General features: G+C 73.5%; 17 protein-coding genes and 3 pseudogenes. 10 read left to right on the forward strand and 10 right to left on the reverse strand.

Annotated features, from left to right (window positions below; genetic code table 11):
• Window positions 1-91: 91 nt before the first annotated feature.
• A complete protein-coding gene (fxsT, locus tag BJF83_RS16215; protein ID WP_075926950.1) occupies window positions 92-2,623 on the forward strand; it encodes an FxSxx-COOH system tetratricopeptide repeat protein in 2,532 nt (843 codons plus the stop codon).
• 23 nt (window positions 2,624-2,646) lie between these two features.
• Here the strand turns inward: fxsT and BJF83_RS16220 are convergent, their stop codons facing one another.
• Both BJF83_RS16220 and BJF83_RS16225 read right to left on the reverse strand, forming a co-directional pair.
• Window positions 2,647-4,005 (reverse strand): HEXXH motif domain-containing protein, encoded by a 1,359-nt coding sequence (locus BJF83_RS16220; RefSeq protein ID WP_075926951.1) that lies wholly within the window; start codon window positions 4,003-4,005, stop codon window positions 2,647-2,649.
• Complete coding sequence (locus BJF83_RS16225; protein WP_075926965.1) at window positions 4,006-5,178, reverse strand: FxsB family cyclophane-forming radical SAM/SPASM peptide maturase; 1,173 nt, start codon at window positions 5,176-5,178, stop codon at window positions 4,006-4,008.
• Window positions 5,179-5,809: 631 nt separating this feature from the next.
• On the opposite strand from BJF83_RS16225, the gene BJF83_RS16230 reads away from it, so the two are divergent.
• Window positions 5,810-7,426: a hypothetical protein gene (locus BJF83_RS16230; RefSeq protein ID WP_075926952.1), complete on the forward strand. Its 1,617-nt coding sequence runs from the start codon at window positions 5,810-5,812 to the stop codon at window positions 7,424-7,426.
• Here the strand turns inward: BJF83_RS16230 and BJF83_RS16235 are convergent.
• Complete coding sequence (locus BJF83_RS16235; RefSeq protein WP_075926966.1) at window positions 7,416-7,871, reverse strand: GNAT family N-acetyltransferase; 456 nt, start codon at window positions 7,869-7,871, stop codon at window positions 7,416-7,418. The genes BJF83_RS16230 and BJF83_RS16235 overlap by 11 nt on opposite strands.
• 34 nt (window positions 7,872-7,905) lie before the next feature.
• The gene (locus BJF83_RS16240; RefSeq protein WP_262391602.1) at window positions 7,906-8,838 is read right to left on the reverse strand and encodes a hypothetical protein; all 933 of its coding nucleotides are present in this window, start codon (window positions 8,836-8,838) and stop codon (window positions 7,906-7,908) included.
• Between the two features lie 141 nt (window positions 8,839-8,979).
• On the opposite strand from BJF83_RS16240, the gene BJF83_RS16245 reads away from it, so the two are divergent.
• The 3 genes from BJF83_RS16245 (at window position 8,980) to BJF83_RS16255 (ending at window position 14,167) form a co-directional block, all read left to right on the forward strand.
• On the forward strand, window positions 8,980-10,857 hold the full coding sequence (locus BJF83_RS16245; protein WP_075926953.1) for a PD-(D/E)XK nuclease family protein: 1,878 nt from the start codon (window positions 8,980-8,982) through the stop codon (window positions 10,855-10,857).
• A gap of 166 nt (window positions 10,858-11,023) precedes the next feature.
• A complete protein-coding gene (locus BJF83_RS16250) occupies window positions 11,024-11,548 on the forward strand; it encodes a DoxX family protein (RefSeq protein ID WP_075926954.1) in 525 nt (174 codons plus the stop codon).
• 1,881 nt (window positions 11,549-13,429) lie between these two features.
• Complete coding sequence (locus BJF83_RS16255) at window positions 13,430-14,167, forward strand: SDR family NAD(P)-dependent oxidoreductase (protein ID WP_075926955.1); 738 nt, start codon at window positions 13,430-13,432, stop codon at window positions 14,165-14,167.
• 48 nt (window positions 14,168-14,215) lie between these two features.
• Here BJF83_RS16255 and BJF83_RS29370 read toward each other — a convergent pair whose 3' ends face one another.
• Both BJF83_RS29370 and BJF83_RS16260 read right to left on the reverse strand, forming a co-directional pair.
• The gene (locus tag BJF83_RS29370) at window positions 14,216-14,347 is read right to left on the reverse strand and encodes a hypothetical protein (RefSeq protein ID WP_262391603.1); all 132 of its coding nucleotides are present in this window, start codon (window positions 14,345-14,347) and stop codon (window positions 14,216-14,218) included.
• A 36-nt stretch (window positions 14,348-14,383) separates the two neighbouring features.
• Window positions 14,384-15,025, reverse strand: coding sequence for a pyridoxamine 5'-phosphate oxidase family protein (locus BJF83_RS16260; protein WP_075926956.1), 642 nt, complete (start codon window positions 15,023-15,025; stop codon window positions 14,384-14,386).
• 67 nt (window positions 15,026-15,092) lie between these two features.
• Here BJF83_RS16260 and BJF83_RS16265 point away from each other — a divergent pair.
• Window positions 15,093-16,597: pseudogene (locus BJF83_RS16265) on the forward strand (PLP-dependent aminotransferase family protein).
• A 232-nt stretch (window positions 16,598-16,829) separates the two neighbouring features.
• Window positions 16,830-17,924 (forward strand): sodium:proton antiporter, encoded by a 1,095-nt coding sequence (locus BJF83_RS16270; RefSeq protein ID WP_262391604.1) that lies wholly within the window; start codon window positions 16,830-16,832, stop codon window positions 17,922-17,924.
• 133 nt (window positions 17,925-18,057) lie between these two features.
• On the opposite strand, the gene BJF83_RS16275 is transcribed toward BJF83_RS16270, so the two are convergent.
• The gene (locus BJF83_RS16275) at window positions 18,058-18,654 is read right to left on the reverse strand and encodes a histidine phosphatase family protein (protein WP_075926967.1); all 597 of its coding nucleotides are present in this window, start codon (window positions 18,652-18,654) and stop codon (window positions 18,058-18,060) included.
• A 260-nt stretch (window positions 18,655-18,914) separates the two neighbouring features.
• Here BJF83_RS16275 and BJF83_RS16280 point away from each other — a divergent pair, with 260 nt between their 5' ends.
• Both BJF83_RS16280 and BJF83_RS16285 read left to right on the forward strand, forming a co-directional pair.
• Window positions 18,915-20,102, forward strand: a complete 1,188-nt coding sequence (locus BJF83_RS16280; RefSeq protein ID WP_075926958.1) for a hypothetical protein — start codon at window positions 18,915-18,917, stop codon at window positions 20,100-20,102.
• Between the two features lie 249 nt (window positions 20,103-20,351).
• Window positions 20,352-21,745 (forward strand): annotated as a pseudogene (locus tag BJF83_RS16285) (acyl-CoA synthetase).
• A 457-nt stretch (window positions 21,746-22,202) separates the two neighbouring features.
• Here the strand turns inward: BJF83_RS16285 and BJF83_RS16290 are convergent.
• The 3 genes and pseudogenes from BJF83_RS16290 to BJF83_RS16300 all read right to left on the reverse strand — a co-directional run bounded on the left by BJF83_RS16290 (window position 22,203) and on the right by BJF83_RS16300 (window position 23,895).
• Window positions 22,203-22,570, reverse strand: a pseudogene (locus BJF83_RS16290) (MmcQ/YjbR family DNA-binding protein).
• A gap of 333 nt (window positions 22,571-22,903) precedes the next feature.
• On the reverse strand, window positions 22,904-23,320 hold the full coding sequence (locus BJF83_RS16295) for a YchJ family protein (protein ID WP_075926968.1): 417 nt from the start codon (window positions 23,318-23,320) through the stop codon (window positions 22,904-22,906).
• A gap of 254 nt (window positions 23,321-23,574) precedes the next feature.
• A complete protein-coding gene (locus tag BJF83_RS16300) occupies window positions 23,575-23,895 on the reverse strand; it encodes a nucleotide pyrophosphohydrolase (protein WP_075926959.1) in 321 nt (106 codons plus the stop codon).
• Window positions 23,896-24,323: 428 nt separating this feature from the next.
• Here BJF83_RS16300 and BJF83_RS26135 point away from each other — a divergent pair, with 428 nt between their 5' ends.
• Window positions 24,324-24,590, forward strand: coding sequence for a hypothetical protein (locus tag BJF83_RS26135; RefSeq protein WP_083678558.1), 267 nt, complete (start codon window positions 24,324-24,326; stop codon window positions 24,588-24,590).
• Window positions 24,591-24,654 lie beyond the last annotated feature (64 nt).

Consider the following 24,654-nt stretch of genomic DNA (forward strand, 5'->3'; position numbering starts at 1 on the left):
CGTCGAACGGCTCGCACTACTGGCCATGCACCCACCGGGACCGAGAGGTCACAACCCTACTCGAGAGGGCTGCACAAAGGATGGTCCTCTAATGAGCGCTTCCACGAGGGCCACCGGCCACAACCCCCCGCGCTATCCCACGGTGTGGGGGAGGATCCCGCCGCAGAACAAGAACTTCACCGGCCGTTCGGAACAGCTCCAGGAACTGTACGAGGGACTGCGGGGCCACGTGACGGCGGTCGTCCCGCACACCCTCCAGGGCTACGGCGGCGTCGGCAAGACCCTGATGGCGGTGGAGTACGCGCACCGCTACCGGGAGGAGTACGACCTGGTGTGGTGGATCATGGCCGACCAGCCCGGCCTCGTGCGCTCGGCGCTGGCCCACCTCGCCCCGCACCTGGACCTGCCCGGCCCCGGCCTGACCGGGGTCGAGGACGCGGCCAACGGAGTGCTCGACGCGCTGCGCCGCGGCGAGCCGTACTCGCGGTGGCTGCTCGTCTTCGACAACGCCGACGAGCCCGAGGACCTCACCGACGTCATCCCCCAGGGTCCCGGCCACGTGATCGTGACCACCCGCAACCACCGCTGGGAGTCGGTGGCCCGAACGGTGTCGGTCAACGTCTTCCCGTCCCACGAGAGCGTCGAGTTCCTCAAACGGCGCATCCCCCGGGGGATCAGCATCGAGGACGCCGTGGAGCTGTCGGAGGCCCTGGGCCACCTCCCCCTCGCGCTGGAACAGGCCGGGGCCCTGCAGTCCGAGACCGGGATGTCGGCGCGCGAGTACCTGTCGCTGCTGTCCGAGCGCACCGGCCCCCTCCTGCGGGAGGGCAAACCGCCGGAGTACCCGGAGCCGATGACCGCCGCGTGGCAGCTGTCGGTGGCCAAGCTCCAGGAGAACCTGCCCGAGGCGATGGAACTGCTGCGCTGCTGCGCGTTCTTCGGCCCCGACCCCATCCCGCGCGACCTGTTCTTCCCGGTCGAGGAGGGCTGGATCCGGCCCGAGCTCGCCGAGTTGGTGGCCGATCCCATCCGGCTGAGCCGGGCGATCGGACAGCTGGGACGGTACGCGCTGGTGCGGCTGGACAACGCCAACCGCACCATCCAGGTGCACCGGCTCATCCAGGCCCTGTTGCGGGAGGAGCTCGACCAGCCGACGCGGGACGCGATCCGCACCGAGGTGTGGTCCCTGTTGAGCGCTTCGGCTCCGGAGAGCCGGACCGATCCGGCCGCACAGGCCCGCTACCAGGAGCTGCTGCCGCACGTGGGCCCCGCCCGGGTGGCCGAGAGCACCAGTCCACGCGTGCGCAGGTTCGCCCTGAGCATGCTGAGCTTCCTGTTCGTGGTCGGCAACTACGAGACGGCCAGCCGCTACGCGCGCGTGTTCATCGACCGCTGGGCGGACGACTCCGGGGACGAGGACCCGCACGTGCTGGAGGCGCAGCGCCTGTACGCCAACCGGCTGCGCGACCTGGGCCGCTACCAGGAGGCCTACGACCTCAACCGGGCCCTCCTGCCGAAGGTGCGCCGGACCCTGGGACGCACCCACGGCGAGACGCTGAACGTCCTGTCGGGGCTCGGCGCCGACTACCGTGCGCGCGGGGACTTCTGGAAGGCCCGCGAGCACGACGAGGAGACCCTCCGGCTGCACGAGGAGACGCTGGGTCCCAACGAGTCCGCGACCCTGCGCGCACTGCACAACCTCGGCATCGACTACGCGCTGACCAGCGACTTCGCCGGGGCCCAGACGCGGCACGAACGCGCGTACATGCTGTACAAGCGGCGCAGCGCGGCGCCCGGTTCGCCGGTGCTGCTGTCGTTCTGGCATGGCCTGGCCCTGTCGGTGCGTCTGTCGGGAGACTTCACCGAGGCCTGTGACCTGGGCGAGGACGCGCTGTCCTACGGCCGGGAACAGCTGGGCGTCGAGCATCCGCGGACGCTGCGCACCCAGATGGACCTGGCGATCGCCCGCCGCATGTCCGGCGAGTTCGAGGAGGCGCTCGAACTGGCCCTGGACGTGCACTCGCGGTACCTGCGGTTGTACGGGATCGACCACCCCGAGACGTTGGCGGCGGCCATGTGCCTGACCAACATCTGGCGGGTGACCGGGGAGCTGACGGGAGCGCTGGAGCTGGGCGAGGACACCGACCTGAGGTACGTGCGGGCGTACGGGCCCGAGCACCCCTACAACCACGGGTGCACGAGCAACGTGGCCCTGCTGTACCGGCTGCTGGGCGACGCTTCACGGGCGCGGTCGATGAACGAGTCGGCGCTGGCGGCCCTGGACGAGAAGCTGGGCCGCGACCACCACTACTCGCTGGGGGTGGCGACCAACCTGGCCAACGACCTGTCGGCGCTGGGAGAGACGAAGAACGCCGTGCGCCTGGGCCGGGGCACGCTGCGCAGGCTTCGCGCGCTGCTGGGCGACGACCACCACAGCACGCTGGCGTGTGCCGCCAACCTCGCGCTGGATCTGCGGATCGAGGACGAGACGGCGGAGGCGGACAGGCTGGCCGAGGCCACGCTCACGGCCCTGGTCCGGACGCTGGGCCGGGAGCACCACTACACGACGGCCGCGCACCGGGGGAGCCGGCTGGTCACGGACTTCGACCCGCCGCTGCTCTGAGGCCGCGGGAAGCCCGATCGCGTTCACGCCGGCGGGGGGCGGCCCGAGGGGGCGTGGTCGGCGTTCACCCGGGCTCGGTCGCGGGCGCGCCACCGGTCCAGGTGGCGGTGGGCCGCGGAGTCGGCCGCCGCCGTGGCGTCCTCGGGTACCTCCTCCGCCGTCCAGGAGGCCAGGGTCCGCGCTGTCGCCGTGAGGAAACGCTCTCCCTGGGGGGTGAGCCGCCCCGACTCGGCCACCGTACCCGCGGCGTCGTGGGCCGCCGCCCGCCAGTGCGCGAACTCCGCGTGCGCGCGGCGCGCCTCCGTTCCCGTGGCCGTGCCGCGGTGCCGGCGCCAGAACCCGGCCACCCCCAGGTGGGCGTACACCCCCTGGAGCAGCCCGGACACCGGCCTGGGGTCGGGCCGCCAGGGAGCGTAGTACGTGCTCCCGTCGTCGGGCAGGGTGAGCGGAACCAGGTCGAGCAGGGCCATGAGCTTGGCGTGCTGGACCTCGTGCGCGAAGGTGAGCGCGAACAGCACGGGGCTGGGCGGGTGGGACGTCCCGAGGTTGCCGAAGGCGTGCCGGGCGGTCGCGCTCGTGTGCGCCCCGCCGGGCGCGGTCATGGGGGTCAGCGCGACGACGGTGTCGGCGGTCTCCTCGGCGATGGTCCAGTGGTCGGTCACCAGCAGTGCCCACGCCTCGCGCAGACTCCCCCGCCACCGGTCCGCCTCCTTCCCCGTCAGCCGCCGGGCGAGCAGGTCGGCGCCGGGGAGCCGGTCCGGGTCCTGGTCGTCCAGGACCAGGTCGATCCGCCGCCCCGCGTGCTCGGCCGACATCCGACGCAGCGCGTGCCACCCCGGCGCGTCCTCGTGCGGGTCGGCCGGAACGTCCACATGGACGCTCCCGCGCGACAACCGCGCCCGGCCGCCCTGCGTCTCGACGACGGCCCCGTCCCCCTCCCCCCGGCCGAGCAGGGCGCGGCCGAGGGCGGGCAGCGGCGCGGTCGGGCCGAACAGGGGTACCCGGACCCGTGCGCTCACCCCGGCCCGCAGCGCGGCGGCGGCCGACAGCGCGGACAGCGCGCCCACCCGGGGACTCTCGTCGCGACGGCCGCCCAGGGCCAGGACCGTGCGCCGGGCCCACACGCCCACGGCCGGGTGGCGCAGGACCTCGGACACCGCGCCCGGGTCGGCCTCCTGCGCGGACGCCAGGAGGTCGTAGGCGGCGCGGACGCGCGGTGCGTCGGGGTGGTCTCGGGTGAGGGCGGCGTCCAGGACGCGGCGCACGAGCAGGAGGTGCTTGGTGTACTGGGCGCGGCGCAGGAGCCCGGTGACCGCGTGACCGCCCCCGCCCCGGGCGAGCGCGTCGAAGACCTCGTCCGGGAGCGGGTCCCCGGAGGGCATTCAGCGTCCTTCCCGAAGGCGTGCGACGTCCGCGGCCACGGTCGCCCGGACGTGGGTGATGAGTCGGAAGAGGTCCTGGCAGTACACCGAGGGGTTGAGGAATCCGCTTCCGCTCCGGTACCGGTGCGGGTACAGGCCGCCGCCGCACACGCGTGCCAGGGGGCAGTCCGCGCACGTGGGGCTCAGGGCGCGGACCCCGATCTGCCGCGCGGCGACGGACGGCAGGTACAGGGCCTCGTCGAAGGCGTGGGTGAGGGTGTGCAGGGGTGTGGCGGCGGCGCCGTCGTAGGCGGACCGCAGGCTGTCGACCTGTTCGATGGAGCCGTCGGTCTCCACGACGACGAGGGCGGCCGGGGACAGGCCCACGCTCTCGGTGCGCGAGGGGGCGCCCAGGACGAGGCGGATGATCTCGGTGAAGAGGCGGACGTTGGTCTCGCGTCGGGGGGCGTGGTACCAGCGGTCGAAGACGGCGGTGAGCCAGGCGCCGTGGGCGGTGCCGTCCGGGGCCCACCCGGGCGGCGGGGCGTCCCAGTTGCCGTGGGGCAGGAGGAGGTCGACGGCGGGCGGGTCGAACTCCAGGAGCGCCTCGTAGGTGGTCACGGGATCCGACTCCAGGTCGACGGTGGTCAGCAGACCGGTCATCAGGTGCCGGTAGCGCGGGGAGGCGAGCAGTTCGAGTCCGGCGCGGACCTCGGCGTGGGTGCCGCGTCCGTTGGCGCGGCGGCGGTGGCGGTCGTGGTCGTCGCTCGCGCCGTCGACGCTGACGCCCACGCGCACGCCGACCTCGTCGAACAGGTCGAGGAAGTGGGTGTCGAGCAGGACGCCGTTGGTCTGGAGTCGCAGGTCGACGTGGACGTCGGGCTCGTTGGCCTTGCGCAGGACCTGGGCGGTGTGGCGCAGGTGGTCGAGGCCGACGAGCAGCGGTTCTCCACCGTGCAGGATGACGTCGACGCCGGTGCGGCCGTTGGCCCGGGCGTGCTCGGCGATGCGCTCGGCCACGCGTTCGACGACGGGGCGGGCCATGCGGCGGGGACGGTCGCGCCACCCCTGGTCGGCCATCTCGTACATGTAGCAGTAGTCGCAGGCGAGGTTGCACCTGCTGTGCACCTTGAGGACGAACTCGCGGAAGGGGGTGGGGCGCCATCCCAGGGCGAGCAGGTCCTCGACGTCCAGCGTCTCGGGCCATTCTCCCCGGGCCCGGGCGTCGTCGCCGCTGAGTGGTCGTGCGTTGTCGGCGCTCCTTGCCACGCTGGTGTCCTCCTGGGGGCGAGAGCACGCGTGAAATACACGCGAAAAACGCGTTTGCCCGGATATGTACTCTCAGGGCGTGCGGGCAAACCTCAAGCCGTGGTCTGCGGCGTTCGCGCCCCGGGCGGCCCGCTCGTGTTCGGCGCCGCGTCCGGGAAGCGGGTAGGCGCGACCGTCCCTTCTGATCCTTCCCTGGCCACGGTCCTCAAACGCCACAGCCAGAGCCCTTCTGGCCGGATTCGGTCAGCGGGGAAGCGGCGGAGTCGCGATGTCCGGTGCGAGCGAGGACAGGGCACTTCGCCACCGCGAAACTCCGCGCGCCGACACGCGTTTGTCGCGTTCCTTCCCGCGCGTCCGCCGACCGCGGTCAGGCGCACCGCCGTTCCGCGAAGAGCACGTGAACGGGCGGCGGCCAGGGCCGAGAAGGACGCGCGCGCCCTGGCGCCTCCGGGCACACGCGACGGAGGCGGACCCGATTCGCACGTTCCCTCGCACGACGGGGGTCGGCGGGGATAACCTGAGGGCGTCCCAGACTTCCACTCTCGGTGAGTCGACCATGACCGCAAGCATCCTGTCCGCCGTAGACGAGTGTCTGGACTGGGCCAGGGGACTGGACCCCCCGGTAGACGTGGACGTCAACGCCCTGGTCTTCCTCCTGACCGCCCACCGGGACGCCGGGGCGCCCGATCCCGGGGACTGGACCACCGCCGACGTCCACGACATCGCCACCACCGTCCGCGACTGGGACCGCGTTCCCGACGGTCTCCGGGACACCTGGCTGACCTGGTGCGACCACCTCGTCGAGCGAGGAAGACTGGTCTCCTGCGAGAGTCCGCGCCGGCTGCGCGCGGCGATCTCGACGGTCGACCTCACGCCTGGCGGACCGCCCGCGACCGCCGACCCGGTCGACGACGCCGCCCTGCCACTCCTGGACCGTCTCGGGGTCGGGGACAGCGGCGAACCCCAACCCCTCCCGCCGGTCGCCCCCGCCCGCGCGGCCGACCTGGACGCCGCGGCCCGGCCGTGCCGACCCCTGTCCGAGGCGGTCAGGCTCACCGCGTGGGTGGGAGAGGGGCGCCCCCTGGACCCCGACCGTCCGCACGACGCCCTGACCGGTCCCGACACCGACACCGCGGCCGCCGCCCTCGGGGTGGGCCCGGACGCGGTCCCCCGCATCCTCCGGGTGGCCCGCGAGGCCGGACTCCTGCGCACCACCTACACCCGCGTCCTGCACGGTCACGCCGCCCGCTCCTGGGATCGAGGCAGGCCGGGCGCGGTGGCCGACGCGTGGGCGGACGCACTGCTCGCGATGACGGGCGCGCGTGGGATGACCGCCTTCCTCGTCCTGATTGACCTGTTCGTCAGCGGGCGGCCCCGCACACCGGACCGGCTCGTCGAGGTGTTCGGCGCCGGGGTCGCGCTGGGACCGTGTCCCGGCCGACCAGGCGACGATCTGCGCTCGGTGCTGGACACGCTGGTCGGCCTGGGGGCGGTCGAACGGACCGGCGGGGACTCCTACCGTGTGACGCCTCTGGGAGACCACTTCGTCGTGCGGCAGCTGCGCCAGTCGGGCGCCGAGGTTCCGCTCACTCCCCCCGTGGAGGACATGGAGGCCGACCACGTCCTCACGCTCCTGGAGGAGGGGCGCCCGGTCGACACCGAGGGCCTCATGAACCGGTGGCTGAGGACCCGGGACCCCTACACCGCCGCCCGGGAGCTGCTGGAGGCCTCCACCGATCCGCGGGCGTGGCACCGGCGCCACCGGGTGGCCGTGACCCTGGCCGGGCTGGGCGCCGACCTGACGCCGGTGCTGCGCATGTACGTCCACCATCCGGTGCTCGGCGGGTGGGCGCGCCGCCTGCGCGGCACGCACGCCGAGGTGCTCACGTCCCACCAGGTGGTCTGGGCTGTCCTGGACAGCTACGCGATCCTGGTCGAGGCGGGGAGCCCGCTACCCGACCGCGACCGGGACCGGTACGCGGCATGCGCCGAACAGCTCACGCGCACGATGCGGCTGACCGGGCACCCGGCAGCCGAGGTCGTGCTGGACCGGCTCGCCGACGGCGCCCTCGGCGAACCGCTGGCCGAGGCCGCCCGTCGGGTGCGCGCGGTCGGCCGTGGAACGGGGAAACCGACGGGCACGCGTCCCGGCCCGCCGCTCCCTACTCCTTGACCTTCAGCTCGTAGACCTGGAGGTCGACACCCGGCACGGGGGTCCAGTCGCGTTCCGGGGCGCGGCCGAACCCGCGGGCGCGGTAGACGAACTGCGCGGCCCGCATCCGCGGAAGGGTGGACAGCACGATCCGGACCACGCCCTCCTCCCTGGCCCGCTCCACGAGGGCGTTGACCAGGGCGCGGCCCACACCGAGCCCGCGGGCCCGCGGAGCCACGGCGAACGCGCGGATCTCGGCCTCGTCCGCGCTCCGGGCGACCTCGCTGTCGGGCGACCACGGCTCGAACATGATCGTTCCCAGGAGGGTGTCACCCTCCGCGGCCACCAGGACCTCGCCCGTCCCGTCGGCGCCCAGGAGCCGGAGGGTCCGCGCGTACTCCGAACTGGCCCCCAACAGGCCGTCGGCGAGGTAGGCGGTCACGCGCAGTTCGCTGACGGCGCTCATCTCTTCGGGCAGTGCTCGACGCACGATCATGACGTCATTCAACAGGAAGAGGACCCGCCCGACCCGCGCTCCGGGGAGCGCGGGTCGGGCGGGTCGGGCGGTCAGGTCTCCTGGATGGCTCCGCATTCCCCCTCGCCCGCCGACTCCAGGTCCTCACGCGCGTTCTCCAGGTCGTAGGCGTCCTCGGGCACGCCCTTGGACCGCTCGCCCCGTGCCCACTCGTCGGGGTAGGCGGGGGTGAAGGTGTGCTGGTCGAACAGGCAGTGAGTGGGGCCCGCGGAGCGCGTCCAGAGCGGCCAGAACTCCCAGGAGCCGTCGCCCTGGTCGTAGAAGGAGACCTCGCGAGGTGCGAGGTGACCAGTCGTACCGACACGGGATCGCCGGGACGGGCGATCGGGTGGACGATCGTGTACTCGGTGCGGACCGCCAGGTAGTCGAGTCCGTACTCGTCGACCGCCTCCTCCGCCCGCATGCGACCGTTCACCTTGACCACGTCACCGATCGGATCAGCCGTGCCCGGAGTGAGGTTGAAGGGGATGTGGCGGGTGTCGAGCCGCGGATCCTCGTTCCCGTGGTTCTCCAGGTACCAGTCCAGGGCCTGGCCGGTGAGCAGGGACGTGAACTCGCTGTTGTCCTCGTCGAAGACCGCGTCCTGGTTGAGGTACACGGCTTCCAGGAGGTCCTGGACGGTCTCGTAGGCCTCGCGGACGCGACCGGCGGAGTAGGGGCCGACTGCGGAGACCTCGTCGGGGAGGTCGAACCCCTCCGCGTAGTCCTCGGCGTCGGTGCCGCCGAACGGGTCGTCCCGGTCGACCTGGTCGAAGTCAACGATCGGAACCGTGTCCGTGGCGACGTCATGGAGAACGTCCCCGACGGAGTCCCACTGGACGCCGTCGAGCCGAGCGCAGGCGGTGAGGGTCAGCGCGGCCACCGCCGCGCTCAGGGCCGCGCGCAGGCGAAATGACATGGGGGATGCCTTAATAGTTGTTCTGGGGCAAATGTGAACTCTGAGGTTTTTCTACCAGCCTGAAGGAAGGCCGCCCCCCGTTGTCCACAGGCCCTCTGCCAGCATTTCCGAAACGTGCCACACTCGCGACCAGGAGGAGATATGGCCCCCTGGACGACCGGCGCCGCCGACCTCGCACCCGTCATCCGTGTCCACAGCGACTCCGTGCGCCCGGACGCCCGCCGCTGCCCCACCCATCTGCGCACCAGATCCGAGCGCGCCTTCGGCCGGGCCGCCCCGGGCAAGCGGCCCTACCTCGCCCGCTCGCCCCTGGGTCCCCTGGCGGCCGTGCTCGACCTGGTCGAACACCAGGGGTGGCCGGTCGGCGAGGCCTGCGCCCACCTGCCGGGGCGAGGGGATCGCGGCACCCGCGTCATGGGCGGGTGGGTGGCGCCCGCGCACGAGGGGCTGCTGGCCTGGACCCGGCACGCGGCCACGACCTACCTCGACGTCCTGGCCACCGACGGCGCCGACCGCTCCCCCGTCGCCGACCCGTGGATCCTCCAACACCTTCCCGACTCCGGGCGTGCTCGCGCCCGGCCCTACGAGATCTGCGTGCGGGGCCGCCGCTACCTCCTGTTCGACGGCCCCGAGGTGATCCGGGAGCTGCGCGTTCCGGTCCCCTCGTCAGCGCGTCCGGCCACGGACGCGGAGGCGGCGGTCGCGGCGTTCGTGACGGCCACGGGGACGCACGTGGACCAGGCCGCGGTCGAGGCCGCGCCGTGGCGGTACGCGGGCGGCACGCCGTACCCCACGCGCACGCCGCCGGATGCCCCGCCGCCCACACGGGTCCGCGTCGTTCGGGTCTCGTGTCTGGATGGGGACGCCACCACGCTGTTCGAGGGAACCACGGAGGAGTCCCGGGAACTGTTCGCCGTCGTCGGCCGCGAGGGGCTGCGCGCGGCGCTGAGCGCGGGCAGGCGTGACCCGGGTGGGGACTGCCTGCCGTGCCGGGTCAGGGACGGCTGCGACCGTCTGCCCCGCGCGCCCGGGCTGCTGGGCGTACGGGACCGGTCCCGCCCACGCCGTAGCTGGTCGGTGACGGCTGGAAGGTACCACCGGCAGTGCCCGGCCAAGGCGCACTTCCACGACCTGGGGTTGCCCGCCGCCGTGGAGGAACAGCCCGGCGGCCGCCGCGCGCAGGCCGTCCGAACGTGGCTGGCGCGGCTCCACTCACGAACACCCGCCCGGGCCTGCACCCGCGACGACCTCCCCGCGGACCGCGACGCCTGGTCGGCGGACGGGGCCGGACTCACCGGCCGCGCGGCACGGGCGGGCGCGTCCATGCTGGAACACCACCTGACCGTCTGCCCCCTGGGCGACGCCGCCCGCGCGTGCCCGACCCACGTCGACCTCCCGCTGACCGTCGACGACCCCCGGTCGGACGTGCTCGTCCGTGCGGCCTGCGACCTGGTGTTCCGCCGCGGTGGAACGTGGGTGTTCCGCGACGTCGCGACGGAGGAGATCGACACCGGTCCGGAAGACCCCGACCTTCTCGCCCACCACCCACGAACCGCCCTGCTGGTCCTCATGGTCGCGGCGAAGGGCCTACCGGTGGACACGCCTCCAGTGGTCGAACTCGAACGGCTCACCCCCGCCGGCGTACGCGTCCTGAGCATCGACCCCGCCCTGGAACGGAACCGTTCCGCGGCGCGGACGGTGGTACGGGAACTGGCGACCCCCTGGCACGCGGACACCGCCCACCTGGCCACGCCCAGTCAGGTCTGCCGCACCTGTCCCTACCGACGCTGGTGTCCGGACGCCCGAACCCAGCCGCTCGACGCTCATCACCGCCGAAGGGGACCGACGGGAGCGGACAGGATGAGCCGACGCGACGGGCGTGCCGGTAAGGCTCGTCCGGCACGTCAGGTGTGCGAGGGCGATGTGGTCGTCAGGGCTTGTCGGAGCATGACCGGGGTGCCGTGGGCGGCGTCGGCGGGGATGAACGGCGGGACGCTCGCCCCGCCCCCACGGACATGACGTCGGTGCGCTCCCGACGACCGCACGACCCGACCGTCCACTCCCCCCGGAGTGCCCTCCCGCACCGCGCGCTCACTCCGACGGGCGGATCCGCCAGAACTTTCCATTGACAAGATTCATCCCGATGGGATTGTCTTTCCACTGGAAAGTTCGAGATGGAGTCACCATGGAACCCCTCATCACCCTGGTCGGCGTCACCATGGCCCTGTGGGTCGCCGGAGCCCTCGGCGTACGTCGGCTGCGCTCATGGCCGGTCGCCCTCAGGGGTGGTCTCGCGGCGATGTTCACGCTCACCGGCGTGGTCCACTTCGTCGGGATGCGCGAGGAACTCATCGCGATGGTCCCGCCCGCGCTGCCCGCTCCCGGTCTGCTGGTCACCGTCACCGGCGTCCTGGAACTTCTCGGAGCCGCCGCGCTGCTGTGGTCCCGGACGGCGCCCTGGGCGGCCGCCGGTCTCACCGCCCTGCTCCTGGCGATGTTCCCCGCCAACGTCCACCTGGCGTTGACCGCCACGGACCTGGCGGCGCACCAGGAACTGGCTCCGCGTACCGCGATGCAGGCCGTCTACCTGGCCGGGACCGTCGCCGTCCTGGTCGCCCACACGCGTCGCCGCGCCCGCACGGAGCGACGGACCTCCGTCGCCGCACAGGGGTCACACGTCGTCGGCGAGGGAGCGCGCCCAGTCCAGTAGTCTGCGGCGCCGCGCCCGTGCCGGGAGTTCCACCAGGGGTTGTTCGAAGCGGGCGGTCGGCCTCGCGCGACCGTGCGGTGTCTCGGGGGCGCCGCCCGGCGACGGAGCGTCGCCGCCCTGGAGGAGCGCCACCGCGGCCCGCTCCAACTGCCCGTCTCCGCACCGCCCGCCGCTCCGCACGCACCCCGCCACGCCCTGCCCAGGGGGCTGAGCGCGCCCTGGGCCACCACGCCCAACAGTTCCGCCTCGTGCAGAGACTGGACGAACGCCTCGACCACGGTCCCCGAGTCCGCGGCGGCCGGCCGGTACCACAGCGCCGTCCGGATCAGGGAGAAGAGCCCGGGCGGCAGAGCCCCGCCCTGATCCCCGGCGACCCCGGAAGCCAGCAACGGTCCGGACGTGACTCCGCTGCCCAACCCCTCCGGCAGAGCGCCCAGCGCCAGGACGAGCGCGGATCGCAGCGCGGCCGCCCCCGGAAGCGCCTGAGCCCCCGGGATCGACAGTGCCTGACCGCCCAGGCACCACGTGGGCACCGCGGGCAACCGGAGCCAGGCCTCCAGGAGCGGTGCGACGCGGCACGCGGAGTCGGCGCGGGCCCAGGCCCGCGCCCATTCGGCCGCGATGACCCGCCGCCCGTCGCGGACCAGGAGCCCCGCCTCATAGGCCGTCTCCACCCACAGCCCGGTCTCCGCGACCCCGGCGCCCACGGCCTCCACCAACCGGTCGCGTTCCCCGAAGGCGATCCCCACCGCGCCGTGCAGCACCACCGGTCGGGCGGCCACTTCGGCGACCAACCGGTCGACGGCGGCCAGCGCTGCGCACACGGCCGCGCCGGCCTGGTCCAGCACGGCCGTCGTGTCGGTCGGCACGCCGACTGGTTCGGGAGGGCTGGGGGTGAAGGGCAAGGGCGCGCTCTCGCGGGCGGCCGCGGCCACCTCGCGCGGCGGCATGGCCCTGTTCGGCCCGACCGGTACCAGGAGTCCGCGTTCGGCAAGCCAGTCGGTGTCCGGATCGCCGGAGCCCTCGGGGCGGAACCGGTAGCGTGAACCGTCGTCCTCCTCGAAACAGTCCGTGGCCAGCACCCGGCCGCGGGCGGCGAGCTGGCGAAGGAGCGTGACCGCGCCCTCCGGCGCGGTCGCCAGCAGCGCGGTCACGTGGTCGGCGTCGGTCAGGCGCGTGACGATGGCGCGCCGCAGGTCCGCGGGCTCCCGTGTGGGGTCGCTGCCCAGGGCCAGGGCCACCCGGCGCAGTTCGGTGACCGCGAGGGCCTCGGAGCAGGCGGAGTAGACGCGCGGACCCCAGCGGTGGACGCCGAAGGCCTCCACCAAGCCCAGCGCGAGGTGGTAGCGGTCGTCCCCGGCGGGCCAGACGAGCGCCCGCTCCTCCAGTTCACCGAGCGCGGCCTCGGCGGCGCGCCGTGCGGTCCCGTGCCACGTGCCGATCCGGGCCAGCAGCTCTCCCCGGTGCAACGGATGCGCGACGGGGCCGTCCACGCGGCGGACGCGTCGCCCGGGGCGTATCGAGGCGGCCTCGGTCCTCGCCGCGACGTCGGCGGCCGCGACCAGGAGGTCGCACTGCGCCGCCGTGAGGGCGTCGAACACCCCGGGGCGGGCCACCGCGCTCGCGGCGTACGGCACCGGGTCCCGTCTGGCGTCCTCCTCCACCCCTTCGACGAGCTCCCCGAGGATGTCGGCGATCCGGTCGACGGGCAGCGATCTGAGGTGATCCCTGAGCGCAGTGAGACGATCCATGCGCACAACGCTAGTGCCCCGCGGCGTCAACCGGGGAGCGACGGACGCAACCGCGCACTAGGGTCACGGTTATGTCATGCCATGCGATGAGAGACGAACGACGCGACGCGCTCCCGCGAGGGGGGAGCGCGTGAGTCGGAACGTACTGGTCACCGGAGCCTCCCGGGGGATCGGCCGGGCGGTCGCCCTGGCCTTCGCCGAACGGGGCGACAGGGTGGTCGTGCACTGCGGGAGCCGTCGCGGCGAGGCGGAGACCACGCTGGAACGGCTGCCCGGCGAGGGCCACGTCCTCCTCCAGGCCGATCTCACCGACCCCGACGAGGCCGCGTCGCTGGTGGAGCGTGCCGTCGACCGCACGGGCGGGATCGACGTCCTGGTGAACAACGCCGCGCTCAACCCGGCGCACCCGGTCGCCTCGGTCTCCTTCGACGAGTGGCGGGCGGCGTGGCGGGCGGTCATGGACGTGAACGTCTTCGGCGCGGCCGATGTGAGCTACCTCATCGCCCGGCACATGATCGACCGGGGCACGCGCGGACACATCGTCAACGTCGGTTCCCGGGGCGCCTACCGCGGCGAGCCGGACCACCCCGCCTACGGTGCGAGCAAGGCGGCCCTGCACTCCCTCGGGCAGTCGCTCGCGGTCGCGCTGGCGCCGCACGGCATCAGCGTCGCCTCGGTCGCGCCGGGTTTCGTCGAGACCGAACGCGTCGCGGACCGACTCACCGACGCCGTCCGCGCCGACAGCCCGTTCGGCCGAGTCGCAGAACCCCGTGAGGTGGCCGCCGCGGTGCGCTACCTGGCCTCCCCCGAGGCTGTGTGGAGCTCGGGCGCGGTCCTGGACGTCAACGGCGCCTCCCACCTGCGCTAGGGCGAGCGCCGCGGACGCATACCCCACCGGGCCACCGCCGCGGGGGACCTACCGGGCCGACCTCTCCAGGGCCTGGTACTCCCGCAGGGTCACGGCGTCCTTGTCGAGCGCCTCCGAGCAGGTGGCGGCACAGATCACCAAGCCCCAGAAGGAGTCCAGCGACTCGCACCGAACGTCCACCGGCTCCTTCGAGCTCGCGGCGTGGGCCGGCCGCGGTCACCCCGGGTCGGGGCGGTGCGCGACGTGGTCGGGCACCGGCAGGTCGAAGGCCAGCCCGGGGTCGGGCTCGGGCTCGCCGAAGACCTGGCGCACCGGCAGCACGCCCGCCCAGATCGGCAGCGCGTGGTCCTCGTCGTCGTCCGCGGGCGGGCCGGTCCGCACCTTGACCGAGGCCTCCTCCAGCGACAGCGCCAGCACGCGCGTGGCCGCCATCTCCTTGGCGTCGGGGCGGCGCGCCGCCTCCCACCGTCCCGGAGCCAGGTGCTCGGTCAACGCACGCAGCCCCTCCGTGCGCTCCGCCTCGTCGGTGACCACCCGCGGCGTCCCGTAGACCATGGCCGACCGGTGGTTGACCGAGTGGTGGAAGGCGGCGCGCGCCAGGACGATGCCGTCGAGCAGGGTGACGGTGACGCACACCTCGCCCGGAGCCCGCAGCGACCGCGCACCGGTGGAGCCGTGCAGGTACAGGGTGTCGCCGACGCGTCCGTACCCAGTGGGAACCACCATGGGCGTTCCGTCCACGACCACGCCCATGTGGCACACGAGCGCCTCGTCGAGCAGGGCGTACAGCGCGGCGCGGTCGGTTCTGGCCTTGTGCTTGGCCCGGCGGAGCCGAGTCCGTTCGGTGGTGGAGAGCATGACCCTAGGCTAGGGAGAAGTGGACATGCCGACCATGTCCACTTCTCATTGCAAACGGGAGACCACTGTGGCCCGGCACCTCACTGACCTGCCCATCGAACTGGACCGCGGCGGCGGCGCTCCACTCACCGTCCAGCTGGCCAACGCTCTGCGCGACGGCATGTCCGACCGCTACCTCGAACCCGGCGAGCGCCTGCCGTCCAGCCGGGCCCTCGCCGCGCAACTGGGGATCAGCCGGACCGTGGTGACCGAGGCCTACCAGCAGCTCTACGCCGAGGGCTGGCTGGAGGGTCGGCACGGGTCGGGCACCTTCGTCGCCGACCACGGCCCCCTTCCCGCCGCCGACCCCTCCCCCGTGCGCCCGACCGCCCAGCGCCTGTCCCGCGAGCGGGCCAGGCAGCGGGGACTGGTCGACCTGCGGCCGGGCGCGCCGTGGGTGTTCGACATCGATCGCGCCGCCTGGCGCCGGGCCTGGCGGCACGCGGCCGAGGAGCCCTTCGACGACGATCCCGACCCGCGCGGTCGACCCCGCCTGCGCGGGCTGCTGGCCGAACACCTGCGCCGGGCGCGCGGTGTCCGGGTCGGACCGGAGAACGTCCTGGTCACCCGCGGCACCGGCAACGGGCTCGACCTGGTCGCCGCGACCCTCCTCGGGCCCGGCACGCGCGTGGGGATCGAGGACCCCGCTACGCCAAGGCCCACCATGTCCTGGGGGCGCGCGGAGCCGAGACCGTTCCCTGCCCGGTCGACCGCGACGGGATCCTGACCGGGGACCTGCCGTCCGACCTGTCCGTGGTGTACACCACGCCCGCCCACCAGTACCCGCTGGGCGGGCGGCTGCCGATCCCGCGCCGCGAACGGCTTCTGGCGTGGGCCAGGCGGAACGGCGCGATGGTCGTGGAGGACGACTACGACGCCGAGTTCCGGTACGACGTCGCCCCGCTGCCCGCCCTGTACGGTCTGGACCCGGGCCGGGTGATCCTCCTGGGCACCCTGTCCAAGACGCTCTCGCCGGACCTCGGCATCGGATGGCTGGTCGCCGAGCCCGGCCTCGTCGACCGAGTGGCCGAGGTCCGGGCGCGGCTGACCGACCGCACGAGCGGCCCTGTCCAGGCGGCCACCGCCCTGTCGCTGGAGCGCGGTGACCTGGACCGACACCTGCGGCGTATGCGACGGGAGTACGCGCGCCGCCGCGGGCTGCTGGTCGAGTGCCTGGGTGAGCGCCTGACCGGGGACACGGCGGGGCTGCACGTCCTCCTGCCGCTCCCCGCACACGCCGTGGCCGCAGTGGTCGACGCCGCGGCCGAACGCGGCGTCCTGGTCGTGGGCACGGGCCACGCGAGCCAGGCCGAACCGCGCGTGCACGGCCTCATCATCGGCTACGGCTCAGCCACCATGTCCCAACTGCGCCACGCCTGCTCGGTCCTGGCGGACGTGCTGGACCGTCACGTCGGCGCCGACGGCACCGGCGGCGCACGCGGATCGGGTCACCAGGCACGGCGGGGCGGTCCGATCCCCGCTCTGACCACCTCGGGTCAGCGTGGGGTGCTCGCCTCGCCGGATCGGTGCTGACACGATCGGTGTCGACACGTCGACGGAGATGAGGTGGCGGTGTGTCGGACGTGATCGCGTTCGCCGTTCTCCTGCTCGGCTACGCGCTGATCTCGGGTCGCACGCAGGGGACGTCCCTGACGGCGCCGATGGTGTTCACGACCGGCGGCCTGCTGCTCGGCGCGGGAGGTCTGGGACTGCTGGGCGGAAGCGCCACAAGCGCCACCGTCCGCGTCCTCACCGAGGCGGCCTGGTGCTCGTCCTGTTCACCGACGCCGTGCGCATCGATCTTCGGGTTCTGCGACGCGAGTACCACATCCCCCTGCGTCTCCTCGGAGTCGCCATGCCCCTCGGCATCGCCATCGGCGCGGCGATCGCCTACGGGCTCCTGCCCGGTCTCAGCCTGGCGGGCGCGGCGCTGCTGGCGTCGGTGCTCGCGCCCACCGACGCGGCGCTGGGGACGGCGATGGTCTCCGACCGGCGCCTGCCCGCCAGGATCCGGCAGAGTCTGAACGTCGAGAGCGGGCTCAACGACGGCATCGCCCTGCCCGCCGTCATGCTGTTCGCCGCGCTCGCGGCCGCCTCGGAGGGACTGGCGGGGTCCGCTTGGTCGTGGGTCGGCTTCGCGGCGGGGCAGATCGGGGTGGGGGCGCTGGTCGGCGCTGGCGTGGGCGCGGTCGGCGCGTGGGCGATCACCCGGGCCGACGCCGCCGGTTGGGTCAACGCGACCCATCGACGCCTGTTCTCGGTCGGGGTCGCCGGGCTGGCCTACGCGGGCGCCGAGGTGACGACGGGCAGCGGTTTCCTGGCCGTGTTCGTCGCGGGTCTGGCCTTCGGTGGACTGGCGACGGCCCAGCGGGAGTTCGTGCACCAGTTCGCCGAGCGGGAGGGCGAACTCCTCACGCTGATGACGTTCGCCCTGTTCGGGGCGGTGGTCATCGGCCCCCTGATCGTCGACGTCGACGGCAGGACCCTCGCCTACGCGGTGCTGAGCCTGGCGGTGGTGCGTCCCCTCGCCGTGGTCCTGTCGACCCTGGGCGCGCGGCTACGCCCGGAGACCGTGTGCTTCCTCGGCTGGTTCGGTCCCCGGGGGCTGGCCTCGATCGTGTTCGCGCTACTCGTGGTCGAACAGGGCGACATCGCCGAGGCCGACCGGATCCTGCTGGTCGCGGGTGTGACCATCCTGCTGAGTGTGTACGCGCACGGGATCACGGCCGCCCCGTGGGCGCGGTCCTTCGGGCGGCGCGCGGGACGCTACCCGCCGACGGCGCCCGAGCACCAGGACGTCACCGTGCACCGCTACCGGTGGCACGGCCCGAGGGGGCAGGACGCCGACCGGGAGGACTGACGTCGCGGACCGCACCGGGCACTCCCGGCGCGCCCACGGCACGCTCCCGGGCCATGTCCGCCCCTGGCCGCACCCGCTGCACGCCCCTTCGGCCACACCCCCGGGTGCGGTCGCCCCCGCGATCTCGGCGCGCTCACACGGTGCGGTTCCAGGAGGTGATGACGGGACGGCCGTGCTCGCGGCCGAGGGTGCTCACGGCCCCGGTGTCCAGCCGGAACAGCGCTCCCTCGGAGGGCGCCAGGCCCAACCAGCGCGCGGTGAGCACGCGCAGGACGTGGCCGTGCGCCACCAGCGCCACGTCGGGACCGGACGCGTTCCCGAGCAGCAGGGACACGGCGGCCAACACCCGGTCGACACGCTGCCCGACGTGCTCGGCGTCCTCCCCAGGGTGTTCCTCGTCGCCTTCGGGCACCCCGTCGGTCCACATGTTCCAGTCCGGCCGCCCACGCAGGATCTCGGCGGTGGTGACGCCCTCGTACCCGCCGTAGTCCCACTCCATGAGGTCAGGGTCGGGAACCGCATCCGGCAGGCCGGCCAGTTCGGCCGTGCGCACCGCGCGCCGGAGCGGGCTGGTCACCACCAGATCGATGTCGCGCCCGGCGAGCAGGGGGAGCAGGGCCTCGGCCTGCCGCTCCCCCTGCTCGGTCAAAGGAAGGTCCGTACGGCCGGTGTGCCGCCGTGCGCGACTCCACTCGGTCTGCCCGTGTCTGATCAGCACCAGTTCACCCATGACACCGATCCTGCCCCACCGCACGCGCGGCCGGTCGCCCGACGCGTCGTGGCCGCCCTTGCCCCCGGACGGCGAGCCGCTCCACGCGCCGCGCCGTCCTGGGGCGGGCCGACGCAGCACGCGACGGAGCCCGCTCCGGAGCGCGGCCGCGCGCCTTTGCTCGGAGGGGGCGTGGGAGCGCTCACCGCCCGCGTGTGCGCGGGCCGCCCGATTCCGTGGATCGCGGACAACTGGGGCGGGATCGTCGCTACCCTCCTCACATGACGCAACGCACCGTGACCAGTGACGTGCACGTCTCCTCCCGACCCGCGAAGGTCCCCCAGCCCAGGTTCCACAAGCCCAACGAGGACCTGGCGGCGGCGATGGAGTGCGCCCGCTGCGCCGAACTGGGAATCAGCATCCCGCCCGGCTGGGCGGACCGCAGGAGGCCCTCGACCAAGAAGGAGCGCAGGAGGAAGGAACAGGAGCACCTGCGGCGGCAGCGTGAGGAGCCCAAGAAGCCGCACAGGCGCGGCCCGCTGCCGCTCAACGAACTCCAGTCCGCCTTCCTCCGCGACGTGTGGGCCTACCTGAGGCGGCGCTCGGTCGGCAACGACCCCGACAGCCGCCTGCTCGCGCTCACCTGCGCCCTGCGCGGCGCGATCAAGGGCTACGCGAACATGACGGGGCAGGACGTGCGGTCGCTGCGCATGGAGGACGCGCACGCCGCCCTGACCACACTGGTCTCCTCCGGTTGGCTCGACACCACCCCCGAGCGGGCGATCAACGCCGAGCCCTCCGATATCGCCCAGTGCGGCCTGCCCGACCTCCAGGGCAACCCTTGGGACGTAGGCAACGGCGTGCGCTCGCGAGCCTCCGGCTGGGTGACCCGCAGCCTGACGCACAAGAAGATGCGCAAGAAGCCCAACCGACTGCGCCTTGTCGCGGCCTACCTCGCCGTTCAGGCCGACAGCGAGGGGCGGATCCGCCTGCCGGCCGAGGAGGTCGTGGCCGCGTGCGCCCTGACCGGCGGGCCCGACGAGGTCGCCGAGTTGTCCGAGTGGCTGCTCCGGCTCGACTGGATCCAGGACCTCCGGACGGAGGGTTCGACGGTCGAGGCGCGCCTGACCGAGCTGACCATGCCGATGGCGCCGGTCCCGTTCGTGCCGCCGACCCCGCCGCGGGTCGCCCCGGCCACCACCCCCGCCGAGGTCCCCGTCACCGAGCGTGCCCGGGACCTGCTCGCGGGCCGCGAGGCCGAGGTCGCCCGGTGGGTGGCCGACTACCGTGGGGAACACGGCCACGGCCCGAGTTGGGCGATGGTGTCCGCGGAGTTCGGCTGGCCGCCCCGCCGGGCCCCGGACCAGGAGGTCACCCAGGAGGTCTTCGGCCTGTTGGAGGAGGGCGGGTGGCTGACGGGGCTGGGCGTCCCGTTCGGTCTGCGCCCCGGACCCGCACATCGGGGCTGATGCCCGTGTCCCCCGCGAACGACGTCTGACCACCCTGAGGCCGCCCGGACCACCGGGCGGCCTCAGGGCGTTCACACCCCGGTCGGCGGACGCGCCCCAGTCGAGTGCCGGGCGCGCCTGCCACGGCTCTCCCACGCTCGCCCCCGACAGGAATCGCCGACATCATCGGCGCATGCCCGGAGATCACGTCCGCGTGCGGCGTGTGGTCTACTGGCTCGCGACCGGATCGGGGACGGACGGAGACGGGACATGCTGCTGGGGGCCGGTGCGGGCGACGGTTTCGCGGTACGCGTCGGCAACGAGGAACTCGACCGCGACGGGCTGTGGTCCGCGGCTGCGGCCGTCGCCCGACGGATCGCCGGGGCCGAGGCCGTCGCCGTGCACGGGGAGGCATCACTGCGCACGGTGGTCGCGGTGGTCGGCGGACTGTTGGCCGGTGTTCCGGTGGTCCCTGTTCCGTCCGACGCGGGGATCGACGAGCGTCGCCACATCGTGCGCGACTCCGGCGCTGCCCTGTGGCTGGGCGATCGGCGGGAGGGCGTCGACCTTCCCGCGGTGCCCGTCGACCCGTCCGAACGCTCGTCCGCTCCCTGCGCCGAACCGCCGCCCGAGTCCACCGGGCTGATCCTGTACACGTCAGGGACCACCGGTCCGCCCAAGGGCGCCGTGCTCTCCCGGGGAGCCATGGCCACCTGTCTGGACGGTCTCGCCGACGCCTGGGGGTGGACTTCCGACGACGTCCTCGTCCACGGGCTGCCGCTGTTCCACGTGCACGGCTTGGTCCTGGGCGTGCTGGGAGCTCTGCGCGTGGGGAGTCCGCTCGTGCACACCGTCCGCCCGTCCCCGGCCGCCTACGCCGCCGCTGCCGGGGACGGCGGCACACTCCTCTTCGGCGTGCCGACCGTGTGGTCGCGCATCGCCCGCGAACCGGCCTGCGCCCGAGCCCTGGCAGGCACGCGCCTGCTGGTGTCGGGCAGCGCCGCGCTCCCCGATCCGGTGGCCGAGAGGTTGCGCGCGACCGCGGGCCACAGCCCCGTGGAGCGGTACGGGATGACCGAGACGCTGATCACCCTGCGGCGCGCGCCGACGCCCCCCGCCGCGCCGGACGGGTCGGCACGACGCTGCCGGGGGTGGAGTCGCGGCTGCGCGGAGAGGGCGACGAGCCCGTCCCGCCCGATGGGGCAAGCATCGGTGAGCTCCAGGTCCGCGGCGCCACCCTGTTCGACGGCTACCGGGGCCCTCCGGAGGCCACCGGGGCGGCGTGGACCGACGACGGGTGGTTCCGCACGGGCGACGCGGCGGCCCGTGACGGCGACGGGTGGCACCGGATCGTGGGGCGGATGTCGGTCGACCTGATCAAGACCGGCGGCTACCGGGTCGGCGCGGGCGAGGTCGAGGCGGCGCTGCTCGGCCATCCAGCGGTACGTGAGGCCGCGGTGGTCGGCGAGCCCGACGACGACCTCGGGCAGCGGATCGTCGCCTACCTGGTGGGCGACGCCATCGACCCGGCAGCCGTGATCGACCACGTGGCCGCCCGCCTGTCGGTCCACAAACGTCCGCGCGAGGTGCGCGTGGTCGACGCCCTGCCGCGTAACGCCATGGGCAAGGTCCAGAAGAAGCAGTTGGCCCACGGGGGGCGTTGACACCGGTCACGGATGGGAAGGACGATTCGGCGCCAGCGGCGACTGGTCCGGACAGAACGGGAAGTGCCCGGCGGCCGCACGCAGGTCCTGGGGCACGCCTGTGAGCGGCGCCGCGACGCTCGGTGTCGAAGCGTCCAATTCCAGAGCGCGCGCCGCATCGGCGTTCCAGGTCGGCCGCGACGGCGCCGAAGACGGCGGCGGCGTTGGCTCGGCGAGCAGCCGGGGCCACCGGCCGACCGGTACGGGTGCGTCGCTCGCCCAGAGGGGTTTCCCGCGTGCGAGGAGGGCATCCGGCCGAAGGGAAGGGGAACGGACAGCGACGCCTGGGAATCGCTGGCCGCGATCGCAGACGGCCCGGGTGACGATCCGTCGGAGCGCTTGAACGCTGTCGGCGGGCGCCGCCAGCCTGAGGGTGTCGAGCACGATCGGACTCGACCGTGGTTCGGCGCGCAGAGGCTCACCCGGATGAGGCCTCGACGAGGGCCTCCGGCGTCGGCGCGACGTCCCCCATGTCCTCGGGCGCGGTCAGGAACCAGGCCTCCAGCGTGAGCTCGCTCAGCTCGTCCAGGTCGATCCCGTCGAGATGGACGACCACCCAGCCGAACCCGCCCGCGGTGAACTGCACCTCGAACACCTCGGGGCGCTCCGCCACGAGCGCGGCCTGTTCGACCAACGTCTGCTTGAGCCCCACCGTGGCGGTACGCGGCCACAGGTAGCCGAACGGCTTGCCCTGAACCGGAACGTCGTGTAGGCGTCCGATTCCGTGTGCGCGCATTCGGGCAGGGCCGTCACCAACCTCAGGAACCGCTCGATCTCCACACCCATGCGAGAAGACAACCACATACCGCCGACAGACGGCATCCGCGCCCCACGGCGGCCATACCCGCGGCGTAGGCGTCGAGGAGCCCTCCGGAGCGGTGGGTCCCCCGGTCGGCCATGCTCGGGAGGAGAACTCGAACCGCGGGCATTTCACCGTGCCCGCCCACGATGGAAGCGATGATCGCGAAGGACATCAGGCTCCATCCGGGGCTGGGGACGACGGAGCCGCTTCGGGAGGTGTCTGCGCCGTGGCGGAGGAGATCGGCACGCAGTGCGTGGACGGTCGCGGCACCGGGCGCGGCGGGGCCGGGATCGGCTCGTGGAGGGAGGGCCCGCGCGCTATTCGGTGAGGGCGTCGAGGTAGACCCATGCGCCCTCGTGGCGCACGAACCGGCTGTGCTCGCGGAGCTCGAACTCCTGGCCGCGCTCGCGGTGGACGGCGCGGAAGTCGACCGTGCCCTCGTTGTGGAACGGCGTGCCGCCGGTGGTGCCGAGGACCTCCAGGCGCACCCACTCGGCGCGGGAGTCGAGGTCGAGGCGGCGCGGCCGGGTGTCGGGGTGCCAGGTGCGCAGGAGATAGGCCTCGTCGCCGACGGCGAAGGCGCTGTAGCGCGATCGCATCAGGTCCTCGGAGGTGGCGGCGGACGCCAGACCGGCGTGCAGGCGCCCGCAGCAGTCCCGGTAGACGGCGTCACGACCGCACGGGCAGGGGTTCGTGGCGTGGGAGGACCGGATACGTGGGCTGCGCTGCGACATGCCCTCCATTGTGGCGGGTGGTGAGCCCCGCGTCGGGCCGTCGGGGTCGATCCTCCGACGGCCAGTGATCCGGGAGCCGGAACCGGGGTACCGACGTGAAGGCGGGGTCGGGCCGGACGGAGTACGCGATCCAGCCGAGCAGGCGCCGGGCCCGTGAGGGCGGGTGGGCCGGGTGGTGGTCGTCCCGTCCCGGCTCGTCGGCGTGGGTCCGACCGAACCGCGCCCCGGGCGCGGGTGGTCGCGTCGCCGCCGGGCTAGGTGCGCGGGGCGGGGAAGCGATGTTCGTTGATCGCGATTTTCTCGCGCACGGCCGTGTCCAGGTCGACCCCGAGCACGTCGGCCAGGCGCAGCAGGTAGCAGAACACGTCCGCCATCTCCTGACGGACCGCCGTCGCCTTGTCCGGGTCGGTCATGACCCGGTCGGACTCCTCAGCGGTCAGCCACTGGAACTCGGCCACCAACTCCCCGGCCTCGCCGGCCAGGGCCATCGCGAGGTTCTTGGGCGTGTGGTAAGGGCCCCAGTCACGGGCGTCGGCGAACCTTTCCAGCAACTCCTGCAACGCTGCGACACTCATGGCACCGGTTTACCAGAGTAGGACGGCACACCGAACGGGAGCACGCGCTCGCGCGTCCTGGCGCGCGTGGTGGACACGCGGCCACGGCCGGAGATCGAGCACCGCGCCGCCCGGGTGAGGCGGCGCCCGCGTTCACCGACCGGCTCGACGCGGGAGAACCGTTCTCCGCGGGTGCCACGGGCCCACCGGGCGCGCGGGGCCGCGTCGGGCAATCCTGACGCGGGTGAGTCACGTCCGGGCCGGGATGCGACCACCCGGTCTCACGGGGTGTCGGGCATGCGGTGTAGTCTCGCGGAGCGCGTACCGGCCGTCGACCGAAGGGGGAACGGCGCTGACTCAGCGGATTCTGGCTCTCACCCCTCTTACTCGGGGCACCGCCCCTCGCGGAGCATGCCCAGAATGCGCCGATCAGCCCCGCCGCACTCCTTATGTACCTTCTGGTGGTCGCGGTCGGCGTGTTCGCCTGCAAGGTCGCCTCGGGCGTCGCTGACCTGGTCGTGCGGGAACTGTGGCACCGGACCGCGCGGAGACGGCGGACACGGTGTCGGGGCGCACCGCCGCCCGCGGCGCGGGAGGACCCCGTGACGGAGAACACGGTGAACGGCGACGCGCACGGCGTCGTCCTCCAGGCCGGGAGTATCGGACAGGTCCATATCCACGCGAGGCCGCGTCCCCCGGACGATCACCGCCCGTGAGCGTAGCGGGCCCGGGCCTCACCCCTCACGGGTGTGGACCGCCAAACGGGCCCCGGCCGCCGCG

Source organism: Nocardiopsis sp. CNR-923 (assembly GCF_001942255.1).
GTDB lineage: Bacteria > Actinomycetota > Actinomycetes > Streptosporangiales > Streptosporangiaceae > Nocardiopsis.

Bases quoted from the DNA above. Each gene is read 5' to 3' on its own strand.
- fxsT (WP_075926950.1), top strand. From the start codon at position 92: ATGAGCGCTTCCACGAGGGCCACCGGCCACAACCCCCCGCGCTATCCC.
- BJF83_RS16220 (WP_075926951.1), bottom strand. From the start codon at position 4,005: ATGCCCTCCGGGGACCCGCTCCCGGACGAGGTCTTCGACGCGCTCGCC.
- BJF83_RS16230 (WP_075926952.1), top strand. From the start codon at position 5,810: ATGACCGCAAGCATCCTGTCCGCCGTAGACGAGTGTCTGGACTGGGCC.
- BJF83_RS16235 (WP_075926966.1), bottom strand. From the start codon at position 7,871: ATGAGCGCCGTCAGCGAACTGCGCGTGACCGCCTACCTCGCCGACGGC.
- BJF83_RS16240 (WP_262391602.1), bottom strand. From the start codon at position 8,838: ATGTCATTTCGCCTGCGCGCGGCCCTGAGCGCGGCGGTGGCCGCGCTG.
- BJF83_RS16245 (WP_075926953.1), top strand. From the start codon at position 8,980: ATGGCCCCCTGGACGACCGGCGCCGCCGACCTCGCACCCGTCATCCGT.
- BJF83_RS16250 (WP_075926954.1), top strand. From the start codon at position 11,024: ATGGAACCCCTCATCACCCTGGTCGGCGTCACCATGGCCCTGTGGGTC.
- BJF83_RS16260 (WP_075926956.1), bottom strand. From the start codon at position 15,025: ATGCTCTCCACCACCGAACGGACTCGGCTCCGCCGGGCCAAGCACAAG.
- BJF83_RS16275 (WP_075926967.1), bottom strand. From the start codon at position 18,654: ATGGGTGAACTGGTGCTGATCAGACACGGGCAGACCGAGTGGAGTCGC.
- BJF83_RS16280 (WP_075926958.1), top strand. From the start codon at position 18,915: ATGACGCAACGCACCGTGACCAGTGACGTGCACGTCTCCTCCCGACCC.
- BJF83_RS16295 (WP_075926968.1), bottom strand. From the start codon at position 23,320: ATGTCGCAGCGCAGCCCACGTATCCGGTCCTCCCACGCCACGAACCCC.
- BJF83_RS16300 (WP_075926959.1), bottom strand. From the start codon at position 23,895: ATGAGTGTCGCAGCGTTGCAGGAGTTGCTGGAAAGGTTCGCCGACGCC.
- BJF83_RS26135 (WP_083678558.1), top strand. From the start codon at position 24,324: ATGTACCTTCTGGTGGTCGCGGTCGGCGTGTTCGCCTGCAAGGTCGCC.